The 21,591-nt window shown below is 42.3% G+C and carries 21 protein-coding genes and 1 riboswitch; of the genes, 4 read left to right on the top strand and 17 right to left on the bottom strand.

Annotated elements, in window-relative coordinates; genetic code table 11:
- Positions 1-311 precede the first annotated feature (311 nt).
- Both AC0MXB_RS00605 and AC0MXB_RS00600 read right to left on the bottom strand, forming a co-directional pair.
- Positions 312-902 carry a hypothetical protein gene (locus AC0MXB_RS00605; RefSeq protein WP_474037477.1) on the bottom strand — a complete coding sequence of 197 codons (591 nt, stop codon included), beginning with the start codon at positions 900-902 and terminating at the stop codon, positions 312-314.
- Positions 903-1,008: 106 nt separating this feature from the next.
- Entirely contained in the window at positions 1,009-1,329 is a 321-nt protein-coding gene (locus AC0MXB_RS00600; protein WP_474037476.1) for a hypothetical protein, read from the bottom strand.
- 202 nt (positions 1,330-1,531) lie between these two features.
- Between AC0MXB_RS00600 and AC0MXB_RS00595 the strand changes: the two genes are divergently transcribed.
- The 3 genes from AC0MXB_RS00595 to AC0MXB_RS00585 all read left to right on the top strand — a co-directional run bounded on the left by AC0MXB_RS00595 (position 1,532) and on the right by AC0MXB_RS00585 (position 5,353).
- Positions 1,532-3,031, top strand: a complete 1,500-nt coding sequence (locus AC0MXB_RS00595) for a sensor domain-containing diguanylate cyclase (protein ID WP_474037474.1) — start codon at positions 1,532-1,534, stop codon at positions 3,029-3,031.
- A 208-nt stretch (positions 3,032-3,239) separates the two neighbouring features.
- Positions 3,240-3,884, top strand: a complete 645-nt coding sequence (locus AC0MXB_RS00590; protein WP_474037473.1) for a C39 family peptidase — start codon at positions 3,240-3,242, stop codon at positions 3,882-3,884.
- 20 nt (positions 3,885-3,904) lie between these two features.
- Complete coding sequence (locus tag AC0MXB_RS00585; protein WP_474037472.1) at positions 3,905-5,353, top strand: dipeptidase; 1,449 nt, start codon at positions 3,905-3,907, stop codon at positions 5,351-5,353.
- A gap of 107 nt (positions 5,354-5,460) precedes the next feature.
- On the opposite strand, the gene AC0MXB_RS00580 is transcribed toward AC0MXB_RS00585, so the two are convergent.
- The 3 genes from AC0MXB_RS00580 to AC0MXB_RS00570 form a co-directional block, all read right to left on the bottom strand.
- Positions 5,461-6,810 carry a 4Fe-4S binding protein gene (locus AC0MXB_RS00580; RefSeq protein WP_474037471.1) on the bottom strand — a complete coding sequence of 450 codons (1,350 nt, stop codon included), beginning with the start codon at positions 6,808-6,810 and terminating at the stop codon, positions 5,461-5,463.
- A 5-nt stretch (positions 6,811-6,815) separates the two neighbouring features.
- Entirely contained in the window at positions 6,816-7,115 is a 300-nt protein-coding gene (locus AC0MXB_RS00575; RefSeq protein WP_474037470.1) for a hypothetical protein, read from the bottom strand.
- A 174-nt stretch (positions 7,116-7,289) separates the two neighbouring features.
- Positions 7,290-7,472 carry a hypothetical protein gene (locus tag AC0MXB_RS00570; RefSeq protein WP_474037469.1) on the bottom strand — a complete coding sequence of 61 codons (183 nt, stop codon included), beginning with the start codon at positions 7,470-7,472 and terminating at the stop codon, positions 7,290-7,292.
- A 309-nt stretch (positions 7,473-7,781) separates the two neighbouring features.
- Positions 7,782-7,963: riboswitch (cobalamin riboswitch) on the top strand.
- A 124-nt stretch (positions 7,964-8,087) separates the two neighbouring features.
- Here AC0MXB_RS00570 and AC0MXB_RS00565 point away from each other — a divergent pair.
- The gene (locus AC0MXB_RS00565; RefSeq protein WP_474037468.1) at positions 8,088-8,834 is read left to right on the top strand and encodes a HoxN/HupN/NixA family nickel/cobalt transporter; all 747 of its coding nucleotides are present in this window, start codon (positions 8,088-8,090) and stop codon (positions 8,832-8,834) included.
- Positions 8,835-9,122: 288 nt separating this feature from the next.
- On the opposite strand, the gene AC0MXB_RS00560 is transcribed toward AC0MXB_RS00565, so the two are convergent.
- From AC0MXB_RS00560 to AC0MXB_RS00505, 12 genes are all read right to left on the bottom strand, one after another.
- Positions 9,123-10,535 (bottom strand): multicopper oxidase family protein, encoded by a 1,413-nt coding sequence (locus AC0MXB_RS00560; RefSeq protein WP_474037466.1) that lies wholly within the window; start codon positions 10,533-10,535, stop codon positions 9,123-9,125.
- Between the two features lie 41 nt (positions 10,536-10,576).
- Positions 10,577-10,762, bottom strand: a complete 186-nt coding sequence (locus AC0MXB_RS00555) for a hypothetical protein (protein WP_474037465.1) — start codon at positions 10,760-10,762, stop codon at positions 10,577-10,579.
- A 220-nt stretch (positions 10,763-10,982) separates the two neighbouring features.
- Positions 10,983-11,411, bottom strand: coding sequence for a hypothetical protein (locus AC0MXB_RS00550; protein WP_474037464.1), 429 nt, complete (start codon positions 11,409-11,411; stop codon positions 10,983-10,985).
- 141 nt (positions 11,412-11,552) lie between these two features.
- The gene (locus AC0MXB_RS00545) at positions 11,553-11,816 is read right to left on the bottom strand and encodes a DUF2933 domain-containing protein (protein ID WP_474037463.1); all 264 of its coding nucleotides are present in this window, start codon (positions 11,814-11,816) and stop codon (positions 11,553-11,555) included.
- A 17-nt stretch (positions 11,817-11,833) separates the two neighbouring features.
- The gene (locus AC0MXB_RS00540; protein ID WP_474037462.1) at positions 11,834-11,974 is read right to left on the bottom strand and encodes a hypothetical protein; all 141 of its coding nucleotides are present in this window, start codon (positions 11,972-11,974) and stop codon (positions 11,834-11,836) included.
- A 280-nt stretch (positions 11,975-12,254) separates the two neighbouring features.
- The gene (locus AC0MXB_RS00535; RefSeq protein WP_474037460.1) at positions 12,255-13,142 is read right to left on the bottom strand and encodes a multicopper oxidase family protein; all 888 of its coding nucleotides are present in this window, start codon (positions 13,140-13,142) and stop codon (positions 12,255-12,257) included.
- 302 nt (positions 13,143-13,444) lie between these two features.
- Positions 13,445-15,274 (bottom strand): glutamine--fructose-6-phosphate transaminase (isomerizing), encoded by a 1,830-nt coding sequence (gene glmS / locus AC0MXB_RS00530; RefSeq protein WP_474037458.1) that lies wholly within the window; start codon positions 15,272-15,274, stop codon positions 13,445-13,447.
- Positions 15,275-15,620: 346 nt separating this feature from the next.
- The gene (gene glmM / locus AC0MXB_RS00525) at positions 15,621-16,970 is read right to left on the bottom strand and encodes a phosphoglucosamine mutase (RefSeq protein ID WP_474037456.1); all 1,350 of its coding nucleotides are present in this window, start codon (positions 16,968-16,970) and stop codon (positions 15,621-15,623) included.
- A 38-nt stretch (positions 16,971-17,008) separates the two neighbouring features.
- Complete coding sequence (locus AC0MXB_RS00520) at positions 17,009-18,604, bottom strand: NAD(P)/FAD-dependent oxidoreductase (RefSeq protein WP_474037455.1); 1,596 nt, start codon at positions 18,602-18,604, stop codon at positions 17,009-17,011.
- Between the two features lie 14 nt (positions 18,605-18,618).
- Positions 18,619-19,536, bottom strand: coding sequence for a CdaR family protein (locus tag AC0MXB_RS00515; RefSeq protein WP_474037454.1), 918 nt, complete (start codon positions 19,534-19,536; stop codon positions 18,619-18,621).
- The gene (cdaA, locus tag AC0MXB_RS00510; protein WP_474037453.1) at positions 19,533-20,351 is read right to left on the bottom strand and encodes a diadenylate cyclase CdaA; all 819 of its coding nucleotides are present in this window, start codon (positions 20,349-20,351) and stop codon (positions 19,533-19,535) included. The genes AC0MXB_RS00515 and cdaA overlap by 4 nt, the downstream gene beginning before the upstream one ends.
- 155 nt (positions 20,352-20,506) lie before the next feature.
- Positions 20,507-21,580: a branched-chain amino acid aminotransferase gene (locus AC0MXB_RS00505; protein ID WP_474037452.1), complete on the bottom strand. Its 1,074-nt coding sequence runs from the start codon at positions 21,578-21,580 to the stop codon at positions 20,507-20,509.
- Between the last annotated feature and the right edge of the window lie 11 nt (positions 21,581-21,591).

Genomic DNA, 21,591 nt, shown 5'->3' with positions numbered 1-21,591 from the left:
CCAAATTGTTCAAAATATTTTCTTGCAGTTCATAAAAAATCTGCAAAATTACCGATAATTCAACTTTTTAATACAAGTAAAATCATCATTTGCTCCATTTGGTTGCATAGAGACTAGAACTTATAACAGTAGTATAGTTTATTCTATTTTATGTTACCAATGCATTATTGTTATTAATCTAATGCAAAAATAACATATGCAAATTGATTCAATTGTATTTCCGGCTCTTTCACAAATAAAAAGCCAGACAAAGTACCTCATGACCAGAGGTAAACCGTCAGGCTTCATACATCACTTTATCTGAAAAATGATCAATCTTTTTCTTCTAAAGGCTCCCGCGTTACCGAAAACAGGGCTGCCGTGAATTCGGCCACATGCTCTTTTTCTTCATTCATTAGGTCGCAAAAAAGCTCTTTCACGATGGATTCTTCCGCTTTATTCATATATCGCTGATACTTATTAATCGCATGAAGTTCATCTTGAATTGCTTTTGTAAGACAGCGAATTAAACAAAGATCCTTCTTTTTGGGAAGTTCTACCTGAGCGTCTTCCTCCTCCTCAACTTGATACTTTTTCCAAGCCTTCGGTTTCGTCGCAAGCCGCTTCGTTGTTAAAAACTTTAAATCTTTTTTAAGCATGTCATATTGAACCGAGTCGAGCAGAGAAATCAAACGCATGATTTCCACATAATGCTGCATTTCATCTTCAGCTGCATCTAAAAACAGATCGGCAAAACAAGGATTTTCGAAAGCACATTCTAAATAATCGGCAATAGCGCCGCGCTCATCAGCCGCTGCATCACGCAACAAATAAAGATCCGGATGATTGGGACAATCACAAGGATCTTTTTCTTCCTCCATGGGGAAGCAAGGATAGTCATCATCAAAAAATTTCGGTTTCAAAAAAAAACACCTCCTGTAATCGTTTCCAATATATCTTATGGTAACGAATAACAAGAGGTGTTGCTATACTACCTTATATGCAATTGTATTTTCATTGCCCTTGTAGTTAATCTTCGAAAGGATTGCCGACATCAGTAACTTCTTGAATCACCACAATCGGATCGGAAATCAATCTATATTTTTCATCTTCGGGATAATCGACTGCACGTCTTGGATCATTTCCAGCAAAAGCAAGCATACTTTCCATTGACCACCATTTTGTGCAGAGAAAGAAATGCGCATAGTCCCCTTGCTCAACTACTTTTAAGTAAGCGCCGCAGTTTCCTTTTGTTGCGAGCGCATCTTTTACACCAGTTTCATACTCGTAGGATTCAAACCACTCTTTCATTGTTAAAGGAACTATACCATGCCAAGTTCTTGAGATCATAATAGCTACTCCTTTTGTCTATAAAATTGCAATGATAAATGATAGATTCGCCAAACCGATCTTTAAATCCTACAAAAAGAACTACTTTATACGTTCTTTCGACTTTTCACACCTTTCGCTCGCCCTCTCGGTCAATGATAGCTCAGCAAAGGTAAGTTTGTTATAATAAAGCTTAAATATATCTTAAGGCAGGATTGATTAAATGCGCTTTTTCTATAAAATTACAGCTTTATTTATTTTATTTGTTGTCCTAGGCGGATTTATCCAAATTCTAGTTTTTGATAAATATTTTGTCACTGAAACAGACTCTACTTTATTAAATCTGAATCAACAAGCTTCCGCATATGTAAGCGATCAAATCTCAGCCTATTTTACGAAAGTGCAAAATGCCCTTGAAGTCATTGCTTCCAATAAAAGCATTCAAGAAGATCAGACTTTATTGGATGAAATAAACAAAATGCTCCCTGAAATCAACCGGCTAGTCATTCTTAATAAGCAAGGCGATATCATAAAAATAAGCGATAATAAGAAAAGTCCTGTTTTATCCAATTTATCCTCTAAAGAATATTATCTGCAAGCAATGCAAGGGAATAAATGGATTACCAATGTTTTTACCTCAGCCTCAGGAAAAAAAGTCGTTGCCATCGCCGTTCCCATTAAAAACAATCATGCAATTGACGGCGCTGTGATTGCCTATATCGAATTACACGGTAACGCCTTAGCTTCGATGTTCGATAATAAATCCTTTGGAGAAAATGGCTATATTTCTATTATTGATAGCCAAGGCTATGTTGTCTATCATCAAAATAAAGAACGTATTGGTCAAAAAACACATTGTTTTGAAAACCTGACAGGTGATACCGGTGTGGCAGTGCTAACTGATTTTACAAATTCTGAACAGTATACTGGTTATCATAAAGTTCCTGGTTTAAATTGGCTGGTTACAGTAAACACATCGACTAGTGAAATTAAAGCAGCAAGAAATATTATTGTATTTGAAATTACCATATTATCGATTTTAGGAATCGGCTTAATCACCTTGGTTGGTGTGTATTCTGTCAGACGCAGTTTACGACCTTTTGAAGAACTAATGCAAGCCTTTAAAACATTGAAAAAAGGGAAATATGAATTACTGAATACCAATCGCCTGCCGAAAGAACTCCATGAAATAGGTGATATTTATAATAGCACCGTCAATATTTTAAAGATCAACCATGAAGAGTTAAAAGAAGCAGCTGAAACAGACTTATTAACAGGTGCGTATAATCGGCGATCCTTTTATAAAAAATTAGCTGAATTAGAAAAAGATTATAAAGCGGAAAATTTGAGTTGTTTCAGCGTTGCCTTAGTAGATCTAGATCATTTTAAAAGTATTAACGATACTCAGGGACATAGTGCCGGCGACGAAATACTTAAAACATTTATTAGTATTCTATATTTTGCCGTAGATAAATGGCATGTATTTCGGTTTGGCGGCGACGAGTTTGCCATTATCTTCGAAGAAAAAGACTATGAAGAAATTAGCAGCATTGCAGAAAAAATAAGATCCGATGCAGAAAGCCTCTTAAGTGGCTGCACTGTAAGTATTGGAATCGCATCATTTCCAACGGATAGTACATCAAAACGGCAACTCGTTGAATTAGCCGATAACGCTCTTTACATCAGCAAACAAGAACGGAACAAAATAACATTCTATCGTTGACAATTAACATACTCCCCCCTCATCCAAATGAAAAAAGTAATTTTCTCGCTTCATAAAAAAAGTTAAGTAATCAGCCATAAAATATTTTCTCGCAAGTTTCTGAGCTTGAAAAGAGCATTGCGAGCAGGAAACTGCTTCTACATTGAGGAAAACTACAAGCAGTAAGATCCTAGACACAAAAATTGTATAAAAGGAGGCTTCTATGAAAATGCGATATTTTTTCGCCGGATTACTGATGCTTACTTTAACGCTTGGTTGCTTTGGCAACACCTATGCTACAGCAAAGACCGAACACTCTGTCTCTATGGTCAAGAACTTCATTCAAGTACCACTGGCAAGGCAAAATACCGATTACACCTGCGGTGTAGCTGCACTGCAATCCATACTCGGCTATTACGGTTTTGATAAGCGCTTAGACGTACTATCCGATGCAGTCAAACCAGATCCTGAGAATGGCACGGGCTATATGAATATTATAAATTATGCCAAATCACTAGGATTTAACGTTACCACCCGGACGAATATGAGTTTAGAAGAACTCAAAGGGTATATTGACAAAAAACAACCGGTACTTGTAGTAATTCAAGCTTGGGACGATTCAAAGTCCAATTATGCACCTAACAAAAATGAAGATGGCCATTACGTTGTTGCGATTGGCTATGATGACAAATATTTTTATTTTATGGATCCTTCTACCCTAGGACACTACACTTACATTCCTACAGCAGAATTTATATCACGCTGGCACGACTATGATTCTTTCAGCAACGAGGTTCTAACTCAGGTTGGCATAATTATGACTAAGCCGATTACTTCCCCCTACAATCCTGATGAAATTATAAGCCTTGATTAATGAACTTAAGAGGTGATAATTTGAAAACAGCAACTAGCTATTATCGTACTTTCCTGTCTGTTTTCTCAATTGTAATAACCTGCTTCATCACCCTAGGAACTTCCATGCAGCAGGCTTGGGCGGCAGACAATCAAGTACGTCCAACGGCAGTCGTCGAACGTTGTTCATCCATCATTATTGGCAAACAAGCGACTAAAGATGGGTCGACGCTTCTAGCTCATAACGAAGATTTAACAAATTATTGTGCACAACATTACGTGTATATTCCTCCTGCCAAACATGAATCAGGCGATATAATAACCACCTTCTGGGGGGCAAAAATTCCTCAAGTAGCAGAGACATATGGGTACTCTGCTACCAAGATTTTTGACAAGGCCTATTCTCCTGGGGATATAACGAGCGGAGTTAACGAACATCAGGTAGCTGTAGCCAATAATATGTCTTATCGTCGAGATGCACCAACCGAACTACCAACTACTGGACGAATTATCTGGACAGAACTCACCCAGCTCGCCCTGGAACGCGCCAAAACCGCGCGTGAAGCAGTCGAAGTCATTGGTGACCTAGTACATACTTATAAACTGGGTAGTGATTCTGGCGCGATCTTTGCGGTCACAGATGGCAACGAGGGCTGGTGGGTTGAAGTTACTCTAGAAGGACAGTGGGTTGCGCAACGGGTTCCCAATGATTCCTTTGGAGTTAGAGCTAATATCTTTCGAATTGGCCAAATTGACTTTGCCAATCCTGATAATTTTATGTACTCAAGTGATGTAGTTGATTATGCAAAAAAAATGGGTTGGTATGATGGAAAAGAGCCTTTTAACTTTGCCAAAGTATATGCTGCGCCAGAAAAACTAAATGATCCCTATAATACCCGCCGCCAATGGCGGGCCGAAGAATTACTGAAAGAACAGATTGCAACCATTACCCCGATTGATATAATCAGGATATTGCGTGACCATTATGAGGGAACACCTTATGATTTAACGAATGGGTACAAAAAAGGTTCTCCGCACCAGACAGATGAAAGAACCCTATGCAGTATCAATACTGAAATAAGTTTAGTCTGCCAATCACGACCGTGGCTACCGTCAGAAATAGGCGCCGTAACTTGGCGAGCTATGGCGACGCCTTGCACCAGCGTATTTACGCCATGGTATTTCGGCAATTCTGAGATTCCTGCCGCTTTCCAAACTGGAACAAACCAATATTCCCCCGACTCCGCCTATTGGACCTTTAGAGACCTATCACGCTATGCAGATGTACGCTATCAAAATGTAATCGGCAATATTCATAGACAAATTGATTTCTTTGAAAAAAAAGAATTCACAGCTCAAGATGACATAGAAAAAGAAGCCCTGCAAATTTATGGACAAGACAAGAAGCAAGCTATTCAATTTCTGAGTAACTATACGAACAATCTGGCTGAACAATCCCTCAAACTGGGAAACTCATTGCTAAATCAATAAAATAAAAGGCTAAGAAGAATTCGCAGCAAGCGATTTTTCTTAGCCTTTTTAATATATTAGTAACTATTGTCTTAACTCACTATCGTCGTCTTGTGGCTAGCAAAGCATTACATACGATGCATCATAGGCAGCATAAAGAAGTAAATATTTGCTACTGTCAAAACGATGATCAGTATAGTAAAGGGCAAAGCAGATCCAGTAACTTTTTCTGAAGAATATTGTGATTTAGCAATTCGATATGCTGTATATATTGAGCCTAGAGCACCAATAACTAGCAAGGCATATTGTAACATTTGAATAGTATCCACACTCACCAGCGCGGTTGATTGTTCAGATACTTTCATTCCGATTACTGACATACCGGTAAATAAAATAGATTTTCCTTCAGCTAATAAATGAAACAAATTATGAGCCAGATGGGCTGATAAATCCAGCGGAATCAAAGCATATCCAAAGCGAGCAAAGTTTAAATGAGCTGACTCTCCATTACTTTTTCCAGCCACCCAACTGCTAATATACAATAAAGACACTGGAATGGCCATAGCAATGAGAAAGATAACCGTAAATGTGATAGCATACTCCTGCGTGCCTAAAATATTTTCTAGAAAACTTTGGGCCTTAGTCCAAATCTCCAGCATGGTAATATTTTGGACAAACACGATTCCCATAATGACGGTAGCCAAAACAGACTCTTCAAATTTGGGCTTCTTAATAAACCAAAGTTCACGAGAAGGCGGACGAACAGAAATGGTAATAGAATCATTGGGGCAGTTCTTTACACAATAACCGCATAGATTGCAGCGAGCGCTGTTATCCATGGTTTTCGGGAACTCAAACATCGGACAGCCTGGTGCTTTTTCACCGCCCTTGTAACAAGCGGCTACCGTACACTTACTGCATTTTTCCGGCGTTCCTCTCAGTTCCAATGCCCCTGTCCGAGAATAGTTACCGGCGACCCCACCTAAGAAGCATAAATTGCGGCACCAAGCCCGGCGTTCAAAAAAGGCCCCTGCCGTAATGGCTCCTAGCGCAATAATCAGCATCATAACCCCTGAGCCGCGTGGCGACTCTACAATTCCATAAACATGATCACCCCAGGTAATCATGATAAAAAAAGCATCAATAATCCAGATCCCATATTTCTTAAGAAACTGGGGAACAGGCCGATTATTCCCTACAATCTTTTGCACAAAATCACTCACTGTCGCAAAAGGGCAAATAGCACACCAGAATCGTCCCATCAAAAGAAAAATCAGCGGAATCAGTGGCCACCACAGTACCCAGGTTAATGCAGTGCCAAAATTTTCATGGGCGCTGACAGGGCCAAAAAACAATTCATATGTGATAAAAGCAAAAATAATCACAACAGGAATTTGAAAAATTCCTGGGTACCATTTGCTTTTTAATATGGCTTTTAACAAGTTATTGCCTTTGGTTTCAGGTATTTTCGTCTCCATCTATCTCACACTCCCTGGCCTTTCAGCTTAGTATATTTCATAATTCCAGCAACAAGGATGACTGCTGAAATAGCTCCACCAAATCCATAGAGAACAGGCCAAGGATTGTCGTTTTCAGCCTCCTTTTTGCCGTGTCCATTATGATTCATGTTGTTCATATCATGGCTATTTTGTGAATCAGATGTCATAGAATTCATATCATGACCATTATGGTCATTGGGTGACATAGTCCCCATATTGTGACTACCTTGTGACTCATGCGTCATGGAGTTCATATCATGACCGCTCATCGAATCTTGCGTCATGTTCCCCATCTCATGCTTTGGTTGCTCCACACTAGTTGCAGCAAAAGTATTCATCGTAGACATACCAAGCAGAAGTAAGGTTGCAAAACTAATTACCAAAAAACTACCCCGTCTTTTAAATATATTAATCAATTAACAAACCTCCTCATTCATAGCATTCAATGCCTATCATCGTTATTCAGTCTTTTGCATTGTGCTGTGGTCCATTGAGTTATGATTCATATTACTGTGATCGACTTGCTGCGTCGTGCTCTGATTCGTTGCCGGCATTTGATTGCTTGCTGAATTTCCACATCCCGCTAAAAAGAATCCTAAAGTAAAAACTAATACGGCGCTTACAACATAAAACTTTTTCATAAAAAACTTTCCTCCACGTGACTGATTAATAAACAATGACTTTTGATTCACTCGTTATCCGCATTCTTACTGCCCCTATTATATCTATCAATTATGAATTTCTTATGAATGTATTGTGAACTTCTCGTGCTATTTGAAAATCAAAACAACCAAACTAGTTCCCTTTCGTCCACTACACTTGCCATGTTTTCTCTTTATTTTGATATTCTTTTGTATACGGCCGGTGCTAAGATCAAACTGTTGAATAATTTGCGCTTTTCGCAGTTCTTTGTTGACATCGCTAATGGTTTGGTTTATTCTGTAACAGAATTCCATATCGTCTTAATAGGTGCCCACTCGGGCTTAATAGGGAAGATTGGTGCAATGCCAACACGGTCCCGCCGCTGTAATGGGGAGCTATTCTACAATTTAGCCACTGGAAAAAGATTTCTGGGAAGGCGTAGAATACGATGAACCGAAGTCAGAAGAACTGCCTATTTTATAGTCACCGTTTTACCCACGAGCGATGGGGAGGCGATTTGCACTTTTTTCTATTCAGCAAGTTGACACTCTTTCCTTATAGCAAGAGTGTTTTTTTACTATTATTCGCTCGAAAAAATCGGGAGGTTACATTGAATGAATTTGGAAGTCCTTGCAATTATCTCGCTGGGTTTTGTTCTCGGAGCAAGACACGCGATTGATTGGGATCACATTGCTGCTATTACCGACTTTGTTGGTGCTGAGAAATCTAAAAAAAAGGGATTTCTTTTGTCGTTATACTATATAATTGGTCATGCTTTAGTGAATTTGTTTTTTGGTGGAGCTGCCATTGTATTAGGCCAATCAGTTCCATCATGGATAGATACAGTAATGGAACGAGTTGTTGGAGTAACATTAATTACTTTGGGATTATGGCTGATTGTGATTCTTATTCAAAATAGAAAAGAATCTATTTTCATTAATAGATGGCAGCTATTATTCAATGTCCTACAAAAAGTCTACTACTGGCTAAAGGTTAAAATAACCGGAAAAGCTACTGAAAGAGACATGCAACCAATTGCTCTAGGACCTGGTAGTGCTTGCGGTGTCGGGATCATCCATGGTATCGGAGGAGAAACCGCCTCGCAAATTTTATTATTTACCACCGCTGCTGGTGCAGGAACACTTACCCTTGGACTAACAGCCGTCTTTGCCTTTATATCAGGTTTATTTTCCTGTCAAATTATAATGGTTTTATTTTTGCTAAATGGCTACGGACAAGCAACTAGGAACCCCAAAGTTTATAAGGGATTAGCGATTGCTACATCTTTATATAGTATTGCAGTAGGTACAATCTTCCTATTAGGTGCCAGTGATCTTCTGCCTCCGCTCGAATTTTTCTAACTAAATTCAGTCTTAAAATTTATAAAAAATGCTATGACAAAAGAGAGTACCCCTATCCAACTTGATACTATTGGATAGGGGTACTCTCTTTCAAGGAATATTGAAGAAACGATGAATAACTCATGCTATTTAAAAGATATTTCCTAAGAATTGAACGATAAAGAGCAGCCCCTTAAAGAAAAGGGCTGCTCTCGTATACGTTTCGTTACTTATTAGAGCTATGGTGTCCTGCATGTTCGTTATTACCATCTTGCTGCGTATCTGCTGGAGGAGGACTTACTGTCTCGTTTATGGTTCGCTAGCAGGCTGCGCCACAACTTCTGTCATCATTCCACCATCTTCATGGTCTAAGATATGGCAATGGAGCATCCAATTTCCTGCCTCTTTCATGACAAAAGCCACATCTACATACTGTCCAGCTGGGACATTCACCGTATCCTTCCACATTTCTCGGTCTGGCACCTGTCCATTCTGTGACACGATTTGGAAATAGGCGCCGTGAACATGGATAGGGTGATCCATCAGGTGCATTCCCTGGGTGTCTTTATTCCAAAATCGCACTTTGACTACTTGGCCCACCGTTACCTTTATTGGATCTGTATTGGGAAACACTTTTCCGTTGATGGTCCACTGCATCTTACTCGCCCCATCTTGGGGCATAGACATCGCCATAGCATGTCCCGCATGCTGCATTCCAGCCATACTGCCACCTGTCATGCTAGCCATATCCATCCTTGAACCTAATTCCAGTGTAAAGTCAGGCGATTCATCCTGCATACCAGCAAACGCTCGCGATACAGGCGGCACAAAGGGAGATATTACTGGTGCTACCGCCTTCCCTTCGTAGACAATCGGCACAATCATGCCTAGTTCGGGGCGTTCACTAATCAAGCGATATTGCTGACCAGCTATTCCTACCGCTGCCACTTCCACGTCTATCCGCTCACCAGGGGCTAGCGTGACGGTATCTGTCATGTAAGGATCCACTAAAGGATGTCCATCCGTATGGGTCACTCTAAAACGATGCCCTGGCAGTTGAAGGGTATGATAGGCAGCTGTCGATGCATTAATGAGCCGTAATTTATGGAGTTCTCCCTGACGAAAGACTAAAGGAGGAATCGCATCTCCGGTCTTGCCATTCACGGTCTCTATATTGCCATACCGTTCCATGTCGCCCCGCGCGGTACCATCTAAGCGCTTGCCATTCGCATCTAGGTACCAATCGTCCAAAACCAAGATATGGTCACCGCTATATTTACGATCCGCTGCTGTCTTCACAATAAAAGGTGCATACAGCCCCATATCTACTTGAGTCACTACTGGGCGATAATGCGAGTGATACCAATATGTACCTGACTCATTCGCGGTGAACTCATAACGGAAGGGCTCGCCTGGCTTAATGACCCGGCTGGGTCCGTCTTGATCATTTGGCACCAATAGCCCATGCCAATGAATATTCGTGACAACTGGAAGGTGATTTACACCTTCCACGACAACTCGTTCTCCTTCCTGTACTATAATCGGCGTTCCCGGCACACTGCCGTTATAGCTCCATACCCGTGTAGACAGTCCCGGTCTTAGTTCCCAATTGGCTTCTTTGAGTTCTAGTCTTACGTCAGCCGCTTGTGCCGTAGCTGTCGCTATGAATACTGTCAGTGCTGTCGTAACAACCTGTTTTCTCCAATTCATCCAGCCTCTCACTTTCCTGTCCTCCTCCCCTACCTACGATTTGCTTACTACTTTTACTCTATTTTTGACTTTTCCTGCTCACTATTGAAAGATGGTACAGGCATTCTATCCAGTTTATCTGCAATCCGCTTTACTGACTTGGTAATGCTAGTCAACAAATAAAAGAAATATATCACTATTACCAGATAAATCACCATAAAAACGAATCCAAATCCACCCATCATGCTGCCATACATCATGTGTATCACTCCTTTTTATTTGGTAATCGCACTTATCTTTATTATAATAATAAACATGTTATTTCAACAAAATTTTTGTTTCTTTATTTTTCCAAAACTTTATACTAAAAGGCTCAAATCTAAGCAACGAGTATAAAGGTTGCCTAGCATCACACGACACTAGGCAACCCTTTTATATAAACCCTGGGAAAACTAGCGCTTCCCCAGAGATGGAGGGGCACTACTGCGCTGCGTGATGCGCATTGTGATCCATTGTTGCAGGCGTTTGATTTGTCGATGGCGCTTGCGTACCATCTACTTTTATTTCATCAGTTGCGTTATTCACTAAATCAGACATCATCTGTTTAAATTCTGGATCACTTGCCAGCATTTGTTTCATCATAGTTTGTATTTGAGGCTGTTTCATCATGGCTTTCATCGTTTGTTGCATTTCCGGGCTTGCCATCATTTCACCGCACTGCTTTTGCATATCCGGTGAATTCATCATGTCTGGACTCATGGCCCCGCTTTGCATCATCATGCTCGATTCGGTTCCGGGTTCCGCCTTTTGCGCTGTATTTCCAATCGAATTGATCCCGAAAGTCACGCCTAATACCGATACCGTAATCAATCCGCCAATCATCAAGCTTGCCATTTTATTTTTCATCATTTTTTTCACTCCTATTTTTATTTGACTTATTTTTTCTTTTATACAAAACTCCCACTCACTCATATCAAATACCAGTTCACATCGTTTAAGTATACGCTTTACCTTAACAGCAGCAATCCCTATATATGAGGCATGACCTCTTTATTTTGCCGCCTTGGGATCATCCACCTGCTCTTGCTTTTTATGTCCCATTCCCTTCATCATGAACAGATGCATCAACGGGCATAAAAGAAATACTAGGTAACTGGCCGTCCCTTCATAACCGCTTATCTTTAATAACAGAACCGCTGCTATAGGGGGCAAGCAGCAGACAAACATCATGAGCATATGTTTTAGGCTGTTGCCGCAGTTTTGTTGCAGCCCTTGAGTAGTGTTGCTAGGCTGAGATTGTTTACAACATCCCATCTTTGATTCCTCCTTGGCTATGCGTGCATAACATACAGCATCGCTGCAAACGCGAGTGTCCATGCTCCCCATTGCAATATTTTCAAAACCACTTGTTGCCCTGGCGTATAAGTTTCTTTCACTTCTTCTGGCATATCCAATTGTTTATTCGGTTCCATGATGCATCCCTCTCTCTGCTTGCTACTGCACTTGGATTGCTTTTATCATACCAAACCTTTATGAAGAAACTATGAAGAACTATTGAAGAACTTCTGCTTTTTCACTTTGCTGTCAACATTGTTTCTAAGCATTTGATAAACTACCATTTCCGATCAGCACCTCCACCACCAGATGAGCCGCCTCCATATCCTAGAAGATGCAGGTTATACGGTAAGAGAATAAACCAATTTATAAAAAAAAGCTGCCGACTCTGGCAGCTTTTCTGGATTTATAGGATTTTTAACGATATTGTATAACGGTAAACATACCACCTAATTCTTTGATCATATTATTAGCGGTATGATGCGGAATATGACAATGAAGGGGCCAATTGCCCGGGTTATTCGTCATAAATTCAATATCCCAAGTTTCTCCTGAAGCTACAGCAATGGTATTCTTTTTCATTCTGGCGCATTCTCCAATTGGATTGCCATCAGCGGCAGTCACGATAAACTGATGGCCATGTAAATGAATCGGATGTTCCATCATGGCTGGATTGGCAAAACGAATGCGAACTCGTTCACCAAACGATACTTCGAGCGGTGTCGTTGCCGGAAAGCAACGCCCATTCATAGTAAAAAATTGCAAATCGTCACTCATCGGATTCACTTCATAGCTGCCTGATTTTAGAATCCCCATCGGTAAACCTTTTACGGCAAACTCTTGCAACATAATAAAGTAATCGCACTCCTTCCGTCGGTCATCAGGGTCTAATATTACGAGGCCCCCTGCCAGACCCATCATGCCCTGCCTTGCGACGCGATGATGCGTATGATACATATGTGTCCCCGGCGGATTGTTAATTTGAAAATGATAATCAAAATAACTGTTTGGTTTAATGAGTGGCGTCGGCTCAACTTCCGACACGCCGTCCATATTATTAGGCACATCTAAACCATGCCAGTGAACGCTAGTCGCTTCCGGTAAAGCATTATATACTCTGATATTCACGTAATCTCCTGGGTATACGTGAATGGTCGGCCCTGGAATACTCCCATTATAGCCCCAGCCTCGAATAAAAAACCCAGGCAGCAATTCTTGTTCCACCGGCTGGGCAACAAGTTCAAAATATTTTACCCCCTGCCGCATTACAAAAGGTAAATCATATAAATCGCGACTCGTGACCACTATATCACGCCCTTTATTCTAGTTTACTCCATTCTATGCACTGACCTCAGTGGGCGAAGCTATAGTAAGTCCTAAAAGTTGGATAGAAAGGCAAAAGACCAGGAATACTCCTGGCCTTCGATTAGCGTACCTATCATTATTGCGGTCATCTTTTATACCACTATTTCTCATCATAGTATTAATACCCTTGTCTTTAGATAACGACAAAAAACCGACTTTATGGATTCTTACTCTTCCATAAAGTCGGTTTTCATTTAATAACTTTATTTTTATATACAAGCTTTTTTCTTTACTTAACCGTTTTATTCAACAGTTACAGATTTTGCCAGATTTCTCGGTTTATCTACGTCGCAACCGCGCGTAATTGCTGCATAGTAAGCGAGCAATTGGAGCGGAATGACGGAGAGGATCGGCGCCAAGTATTTTTCGGTTTTCGGAATGAGAATCGTATGATCCACATATTTACCAAGCTGTTCGTCACCGATAAAGCCTAGGCCAATTACTACAGCGTCACGAGCTTTAACTTCTTTAATATTGCTCAAAGTCTTTTCATAGACATCCATCTGCGTAGCCATAGCGATAACAGGCACGCCTTCAATAATGAGGGCCAGCGTACCATGCTTCAATTCACCAGCTGCATAGGCTTCGGCATGAATATAGGAAATTTCCTTCAGTTTCAAAGAACCTTCCAAAGCTACGGCATAATCAAGCGAACGGCCAATAAAGAACACATCTTCACTAAAACCGTATTTTTCAGCAAAAGTCTTAATTGGTTCTACATCTTCTAGCATTTCATGGGCTTGCGCCGGAATATTACGCAGACCGGAAATCAGTTCTTTCATTCGTTCTGGCTTTAAGCTGTCTTTGAGATCAGCCATATACAGAGCTAACATAAAGAGGCTGACAAGCTGCGTTGTATAAGCTTTCGTCGAAGCAACAGCAATTTCCGGACCGGCCCAAGTATAAACAACTTGATCGGCTTCGCGGGCAATGGAAGAACCAACAACATTGGTAACAGCCAAAGTACGAGCGCCAAGACGTTTCGCTTCTTTTAACGCCGCCAAAGTATCACTTGTTTCACCAGACTGGCTGATTACAATCGCCAACGTCGATTCGTCAACGAGCGGCGTCCGATAACGGAATTCCGAAGCAATATCAACTTCTACGGGAATTCTCGCCAATTGTTCAATATAATATTTCGCTACGACGCCAGCATGGTAAGCCGTACCGCAGGCAGTGATCAGAATCTTTTTCACGCCAGCAAAGTCATCTTTCGTCCATTTCAGTTCTTCAAAAATGATATGACTATCATCTTTGGCCAAACGACTTGTCATGGTTTCACGAATTACTTTTGGCTGTTCGTAAATTTCTTTAATCATGAAATGCTCATAGCCGCCTTTTTCAGCTGCTTCCGCATCCCAATTGACTTCGAAAACTTTTTTATTAATCGGCACGCCCTGACGGTTCTGCACCCATACAGAATCTTTCGATACAATCGCCATTTCACCGTCGCTTAAGATATAAGTGCGACGCGTGTAATTGATAATGGCAGGAATGTCAGAAGCAATAAAGTTTTCGCCTTGTCCCAGGCCGATAACAAGCGGATTATCCTGCTTAGTGCAAATAATTTTATCGGGATCATGTTTCGTCATGAATACGAGCGAATAAGACCCGGAAATGACTGACAATACCTTTTTGACAGCCGCTTCAAAATCGCCTTCATAATATTCTTCTAATAAATGAGCAACGACTTCTGTATCAGTCTCTGACGAAAACACATGGCCTTTCGCTGCGAGCTGCTCTTTCAAATTTAGGTAATTCTCGATAATGCCGTTATGAACGACAACGAAATCACCGGTGCAATCCGTATGAGGATGCGAGTTACTATCAGACGGACGACCATGGGTAGCCCAACGAGTATGCCCAATGCCGAGATGCCCTTTAGGCATAGACTGCTCTACTTTCTTTTCTAAAGCGGCCAAACGACCTACACTTTTTAATACATTAATGTGATTGCCGTCAAATACAGCGATTCCAGCTGAATCATAACCGCGATATTCTAATTTTGATAGTCCTTGCAATAAAAATGGAGCCGCTTCTTTCGGTCCAATATAGCCAACGATTCCGCACATACAGGCTATTCCTCCTAAAATAATAATAAATGAATCTGCCGCAGTTTCTTTTGTCGGTCCGGTTACCCGGAGGTTTTGGGAAAACTGCTAACGACGGCAGTCGCCGAGAGGCATCCGCTGACTTTTCGATAAACCTCTTCCTCGTCTGCTTGCTCTCTCTTCCGCTCCGAGGCAAGCACCAGCGCTTTAGTTTTTAACTTCACTCTTTGACGCTTATCTTTCTTAACTTTTCCCCTTTCACCACCTTTCACTACATTATATAGGCAAGGGAGCACCTTGGGTGCTCCCTTGCACTATTTTCCTATTTTAAACTACTTTATTCTTCTAGTCAACCTTTCGGAATCCTTTACTCAGCCTGCCCCTGCTCTACTTTTACAACAGCGGCAATTTCGGTCACAATTTTTTCTAGTTTAGCCATAGTCGGTCCTTCCGCCATAACACGGATTAAGGGCTCTGTACCAGAAGGACGAACAAGAATCCGCCCGCTATCTCCTAAAAGCTCTTCGCCAGCAGTAATCGCAGCAGCAATTGCTTTATTCTCTTCCCAACCGTCTTTGCTTGCCACGCGTACGTTCACTAACAGCTGGGGAAAAGTGGTCATGGAAGCACTTAATTCTGAAAAAGGCTTCTTCGCTTTTACTTTCGCTGCTAAAAGCTGCAACGCCGTAATCATGCCATCGCCTGTCGTAGCATAGTCGCTAAAAATAATATGGCCTGATTGCTCACCGCCGAAATTAAAGCCTTTTTCCAGCATCCGTTCGAGCACATAGCGGTCACCAACCGGCGTAATTTCTATGGCAATCCCCGAGCGTTTCATAGCTTGATGCAAACCAATATTACTCATGACAGTTGTAACAAGTGTATCTTGCTGTAACCGCCCAGCCTGATGGAACATATTCGCACAGATAACCATCATATGATCCCCATCAATAATTTCACCGCGTTCATCCACAGCCAGACAGCGATCCGCATCGCCATCATGAGCAATGCCCACATCGGCGCGTTGCATGCGAACTGCTTCTTGCAGACTCTGTAGATGGGTCGAACCACAATGATCATTAATATTGATACCATTCGGTTCATTATGAAGCACAGTCACTTTTGCGCCAGCTAGCGTCAAGATACGCGGCGATACTTCAAAGGCCGCGCCATTGGCACAATCAAGTACGACATGAAGGCCTGCCAAAGATACATCAATTGTTGTTAACGCATGAGCGATGTAGTCTTCAATCAGATTATGACGGTATTCGATCGTACCTACCCCGTTGGCAATAGGCCGTTCCAAGGAACCAAGATCAAATATCAATTCTTCTAATTCATTTTCTACGGCATCAGGCAACTTAAAGCCTGTGCCAGCAAAAAACTTAATCCCATTATCAGGATAGGGATTATGTGAGGCGGAAATTACGACACCAGCCTGCGCGCCGATTTGTTTCGTTAAAAAAGCAATCGCGGGCGTCGGAATCACACCGGCCAACAAAGCTTTACCGCCAGCGCTGCAAATGCCTGCCGCCAAAGCTGATTCGAGCATTTGACCAGATATTCTCGTATCACGACCAATTAAAATCACCGGCTGTTTCTCGCCGTGTTTCCCAAAATAATACGTAGCGGCTCGACCTAAATCAAAAGCCAGCTCCGGTGTCAACTGTTCATTAGCAAGACCTCTTACTCCATCTGTTCCAAATAACTTTCCCAAAATGTCAATCTCCTTCCGGATCTCTATAATAAGATACCCTAGCTACAGGGCTCATATGCGGCAATTACGGCGTAAGCCGCATTCATTCCGTCTAAAGCAGCGCTCATAATTCCCCCGGCATAGCCAGCACCTTCACCAATCGGATATAACCCAGGCGTATTTTCTGATTGGAAATTCGCACTACGGCGTATTCTGACGGGAGCGGATGTACGCGTTTCGACACCAGTGAGTTGGGCGCCGCCATCATCAAAGCCTTTGATCTTCCGGCCAAAATCAGTAATGGCTGCTCGCAGCGTATCAGTTACAAAAGCTGGTAGGCACTCACTTAATGGCGCCGCTACAACGCCAGGCCGATACGTAGGCGACAAAGAAAAGGACGTGCCGTCAAGACCTAAGAAGGAAGCAACGCTTTCACCCGGCGCCTGATAATTCGATCCAGCCACAGCATAAGCTAATTGTTCATAACGGCGCTGAAAAGCAATCCCCGCTAAGACGCCAGGTCCGAAGTCACGCGGTTCTACATTGACCACAAGGGCACTGTTAGCAATGCCAGACGCACGAGCGTGATGACTCATACCATTCGTGACAACACCGCCTAATTCTGAGGCAGCGGCCACAACAATGCCGCCAGGACACATGCAAAACGAATAAGCCGTACGGCTCGCTTGTTTATCATGATAAACAAGCGCATAGTCGGCTGCCCCGAGTTTGGGATGACCGGCAAAGCTGCCGTACTGCGCCTGATCAATCAAACTTTGCGGATGCTCAATACGCAAGCCAATGGCAAAAGGCTTCGCTTCCATGGCGACAGAAGTGCTGAGCATCTCGTAAGTATCGCGAGCGCTATGACCAATTCCCAGCAACACAACCGACGCAGGGATTTTTTCATGCTGACCAATCGTAACCGATTTAACGGCGCCGAAAGCGTCTTTTTCCAAATTCGTAACTTGGCTAAAAAAACGCACTTCCCCGCCTAAGTCAATGATCTTTTGGCGCAAATTTTTGACAACTCTTTTTAAAATATCAGTTCCAATATGAGGTTTATGGGTATAGCAAATATCAGGCGGTGCACCGCACTCTACAAAGAGTTCCAGTACTTCGCTCATCCGCTTGTCACTGACTCTCGTAGTGAGCTTGCCATCAGAAAACGTCCCCGCGCCGCCTTCACCAAACTGAACATTCGACTCTGGCGAAAACTCCCCTTTCGCCCAAAACCGCTCCACAGCAGCCGTACGGCGATCCATATCGCCACCGCGTTCTAAGACAAGCGGCGCATAGCCTTCTTTCGCCAATGTATAAGCAGCCAGCATACCAGCCGGTCCAAAACCAACGATAACCGGACGTTCCTTGAGCGGTTGCGTCCCTTTTACCACCTGTTCTGCGACAAGCGGGTTTTGAATCGTCACATCTTTGTCATGACGCAGCTTCGCTAGTACCTGCCCTGGTGCAATTGTCGTATCTACTAATAAGGTATGAACGAAAGTAATATTCTGTTTGCGTCTGGCGTCTACAGCCCGCCGCAAAATCTGCACAGAGCGAACGGCCTTTACAGGAAGTTTGAGACGTTTGGCTGCCTGCTCATTCAGCGGCCTGTCATCTGTAAGGGCTATTCGAAAATTACTAATTTTAAGCAAAAAAAGAATCTCCTTTAGTGGTTTAAAGCCACAGTAAATTTCACAGTCACCGTCGTGGGAGTAGCTGTTATTCCGTCTTTCACCCACACTTTGACTTCACGGGTTTGTTCTTTCGTATCGGTACCGATCGTAATCGGCTCTGTCGTCACATATTCAATCGGATCAATGAGATTCTTCGTACCGGACAACTCTACTTTGGCCGGAATCACTTGAATCTGCTTAAATACATAGCCTGCCGGTAATTGACCGCTAAACGCCGGTTTCACATCGACAGTCTTTTTATTATCCTGAATCAGTTGCGCCTCAACAGTAACCTGCCCCGGATGTGGCGCAGCCCCTTCGACTTCCCGTCCGTCTTTATTAACAATCAACACATTAAAGGTTCCTGAAAAATCAACGGTGCGATTACTCAGATCAATCTGTATAATAGCACGATCCATTTGATCAAGCAAGCTGCGCGGCCCCTCTACAGTAACGATTTCAGGATTTACTGTTACTTTTCCCAAGGTAAGACCAGGCGGCAGACTGCTCGTATATTTAATCTCCACAGGCAAGCTGCGGCTTATAGCGGTATCAATACGCAGCGGCACCTTGTCAGGATTGACTTCTACCAGTTCCAAGGAAGTGGGAACAACGGCATTAATTTTAATAGTATGACGTCCTTCGGTGACGCCTTTAAGATCCACATAAGCCCCAATATCGCTAGCCGATATGGCGGCAATAGTACTGCGGGCGCCTCTGACTTTAACGCGAACCGATTCAGGCGCATCAATCAGTGTATAGCCTGCCGACAAATTCTTTACTTCGAGTGGAATGGTATAGCTTGCTTCAATCGAAGGGTTTTGTTCATTCATTACATAAAGCCAGAGCACTACAGCCATGATGAGGCAGAAAATTTTAGCAGCAATATTCTTGTCTTTTAATCCATTCATGATGTGGCCCTCCTATTAAAGAGGTCGCCTAGTGACAAGGTTTTGCCCACAAATATCGGCCTTAACATATTCTTCAGAGACTCCTGATCAAGATGTCTAATAAGCTGACCGCCTCTAGCAATCGAAATCGTACCTGTTTCTTCACTGACCACCACTACAACGCAATCAGCCTGCTCGCTAATGCCAATAGCGGCCCGATGCCTTGTACCAAGCTCTTTATTTAATGTTCGGTCATCTGTTAATGGCAATAAACACCCAGCCGCCATTACCCTGTCGCCGCGAATAATAACAGCGCCATCATGCATTGGCGTATTGGGTATAAAAATATTGATTAAAAATTCACTTGATACGAGACCGCCCACTTTTATGCCTGTTTCAATATAATCCGTAAGACCCGTCTCTCGTTCAAAAATAATTAAAGCACCAATTTTATTTTGTGATAAAACCACGGTAGCTTTCGTAATTTCATCGAGAAAGGATTCTGTCTCTTCGGCATTTAGAAAAATGTTCTTTTTAAATATCCCGCCCCGCCCTAGTTGTTCTAAGGCCCGTCTAAGTTCGGGCTGAAACACAACAGGCAAGGCAACAAGCACCACTGTCATCGTTTTCTGTAGTATCCAGTTGATGACATTCAGCCCCAGCCATTTGCTGACAAGAGTGGCAACTAATAGAACGATAAGGCCTTTAAGTAACGCAACAGCCCGCGTATCTTTCATCATAGAATAAAATTTATACAAGAAGAAAGCAACTATTAATATATCCACTATATCAAGCAGTGTAATCGTAGCTAAAATGCCGCGAATTTGTAGTAACATACGATCCCAACCTCAAATGTTAGTCTTTATTTTTATTCTACCCAATCGCCGCAAAAACCTTTTCAGAAATACAAAAAAAGCACCCTCTGCTTTAGCAGAGGGCACTTTAAGGACCTTTGTCTGATAATTCTTTCGATACACTCTAAGAAAAGATCTTAGAGTGTCGTAACAGTTGCGACCCAGCCATGTTTATCCTGGCGTTTGCCATATTGCAAACCTGTTACCATATCAAAAAGTTGCTGAGCAATCGGGCCTGTTTCATTATTATTAACGGTAATCGTTTTACCTTTCCAGGTTAAAGAACCGACAGGAGAAATGACAGCTGCTGTACCCGTTCCGAAAATTTCTTCTAGCTGTCCTTTGTCATAAGCTTCATATACTTCATCAATAGAAATGACCCGTTCGGTTGCTTTGAGACCCAGTTCCGGTGCAAGTTCAAGCACCGTTTTACGCGTCATACCACCGAGGATACTGCCAGTTAATGCAGGCGTAATCAGTTCACCGTTGATTTTAAAGAATATATTCATTGCGCCGACTTCTTCGATATTTTTCCGTTCCACCGCATCTAGCCAAAGCACCTGGGAAAAGCCTTCTTTTTCCGCTACTTCACCAGCTCGAAGACTTGCCGCATAATTAGCTGGCGTCTTAGCTTCACCAACGCCGCCAGGACAAGCGCGGACGAAATGATCTTCAACCTTCAGCTTAACAGGCTTAAAGCCATTGGCATAGTAAGCGCCTACTGGTGACAGAATGATCATCAATTTATAGGTCTTGGCTACGCCGACACCGAGGTAAGAGTCATTCGAAATGACGAAAGGACGAATATAAAGAGCAGTACCCACTTTATTGGGAACCCATTCTTTTTCCACTTCTAGTAGCTTCATTAATCCAGCATAAACTTCTTCTACATTCATTTGAGGAATGCAAAGAATATCAGCCGAACGGTTAAAACGGGCTAAATAGTCTTTCGGACGGAACACGACAATTCGATTATCTTCAGTCCGAAATGCTTTAATGCCTTCGAAGATCGCCTGGCCATAATGAAGCACCATAGCCGCCGGGGCAATATCAAACTCGCGATAAGGCTCAATGCGGGGATTAATCCAGCCTTTCCCTGCTTCATAGTCCATACAGAACATATGATCCGTAAAAATTTTGCCAAAGCCGAGTTTATCCGCCTCCGGCAATGGCTGTCGTTCTTTTACCAACTGCATACTGATTTCCTGCATAACAAAAACCC

The organism is Pelorhabdus sp. sgz311001 (genome assembly GCF_055901755.1).
Note: the sequence above shows the minus strand (reverse complement) of the source record. Positions and strands in the feature narration are given on the sequence as shown.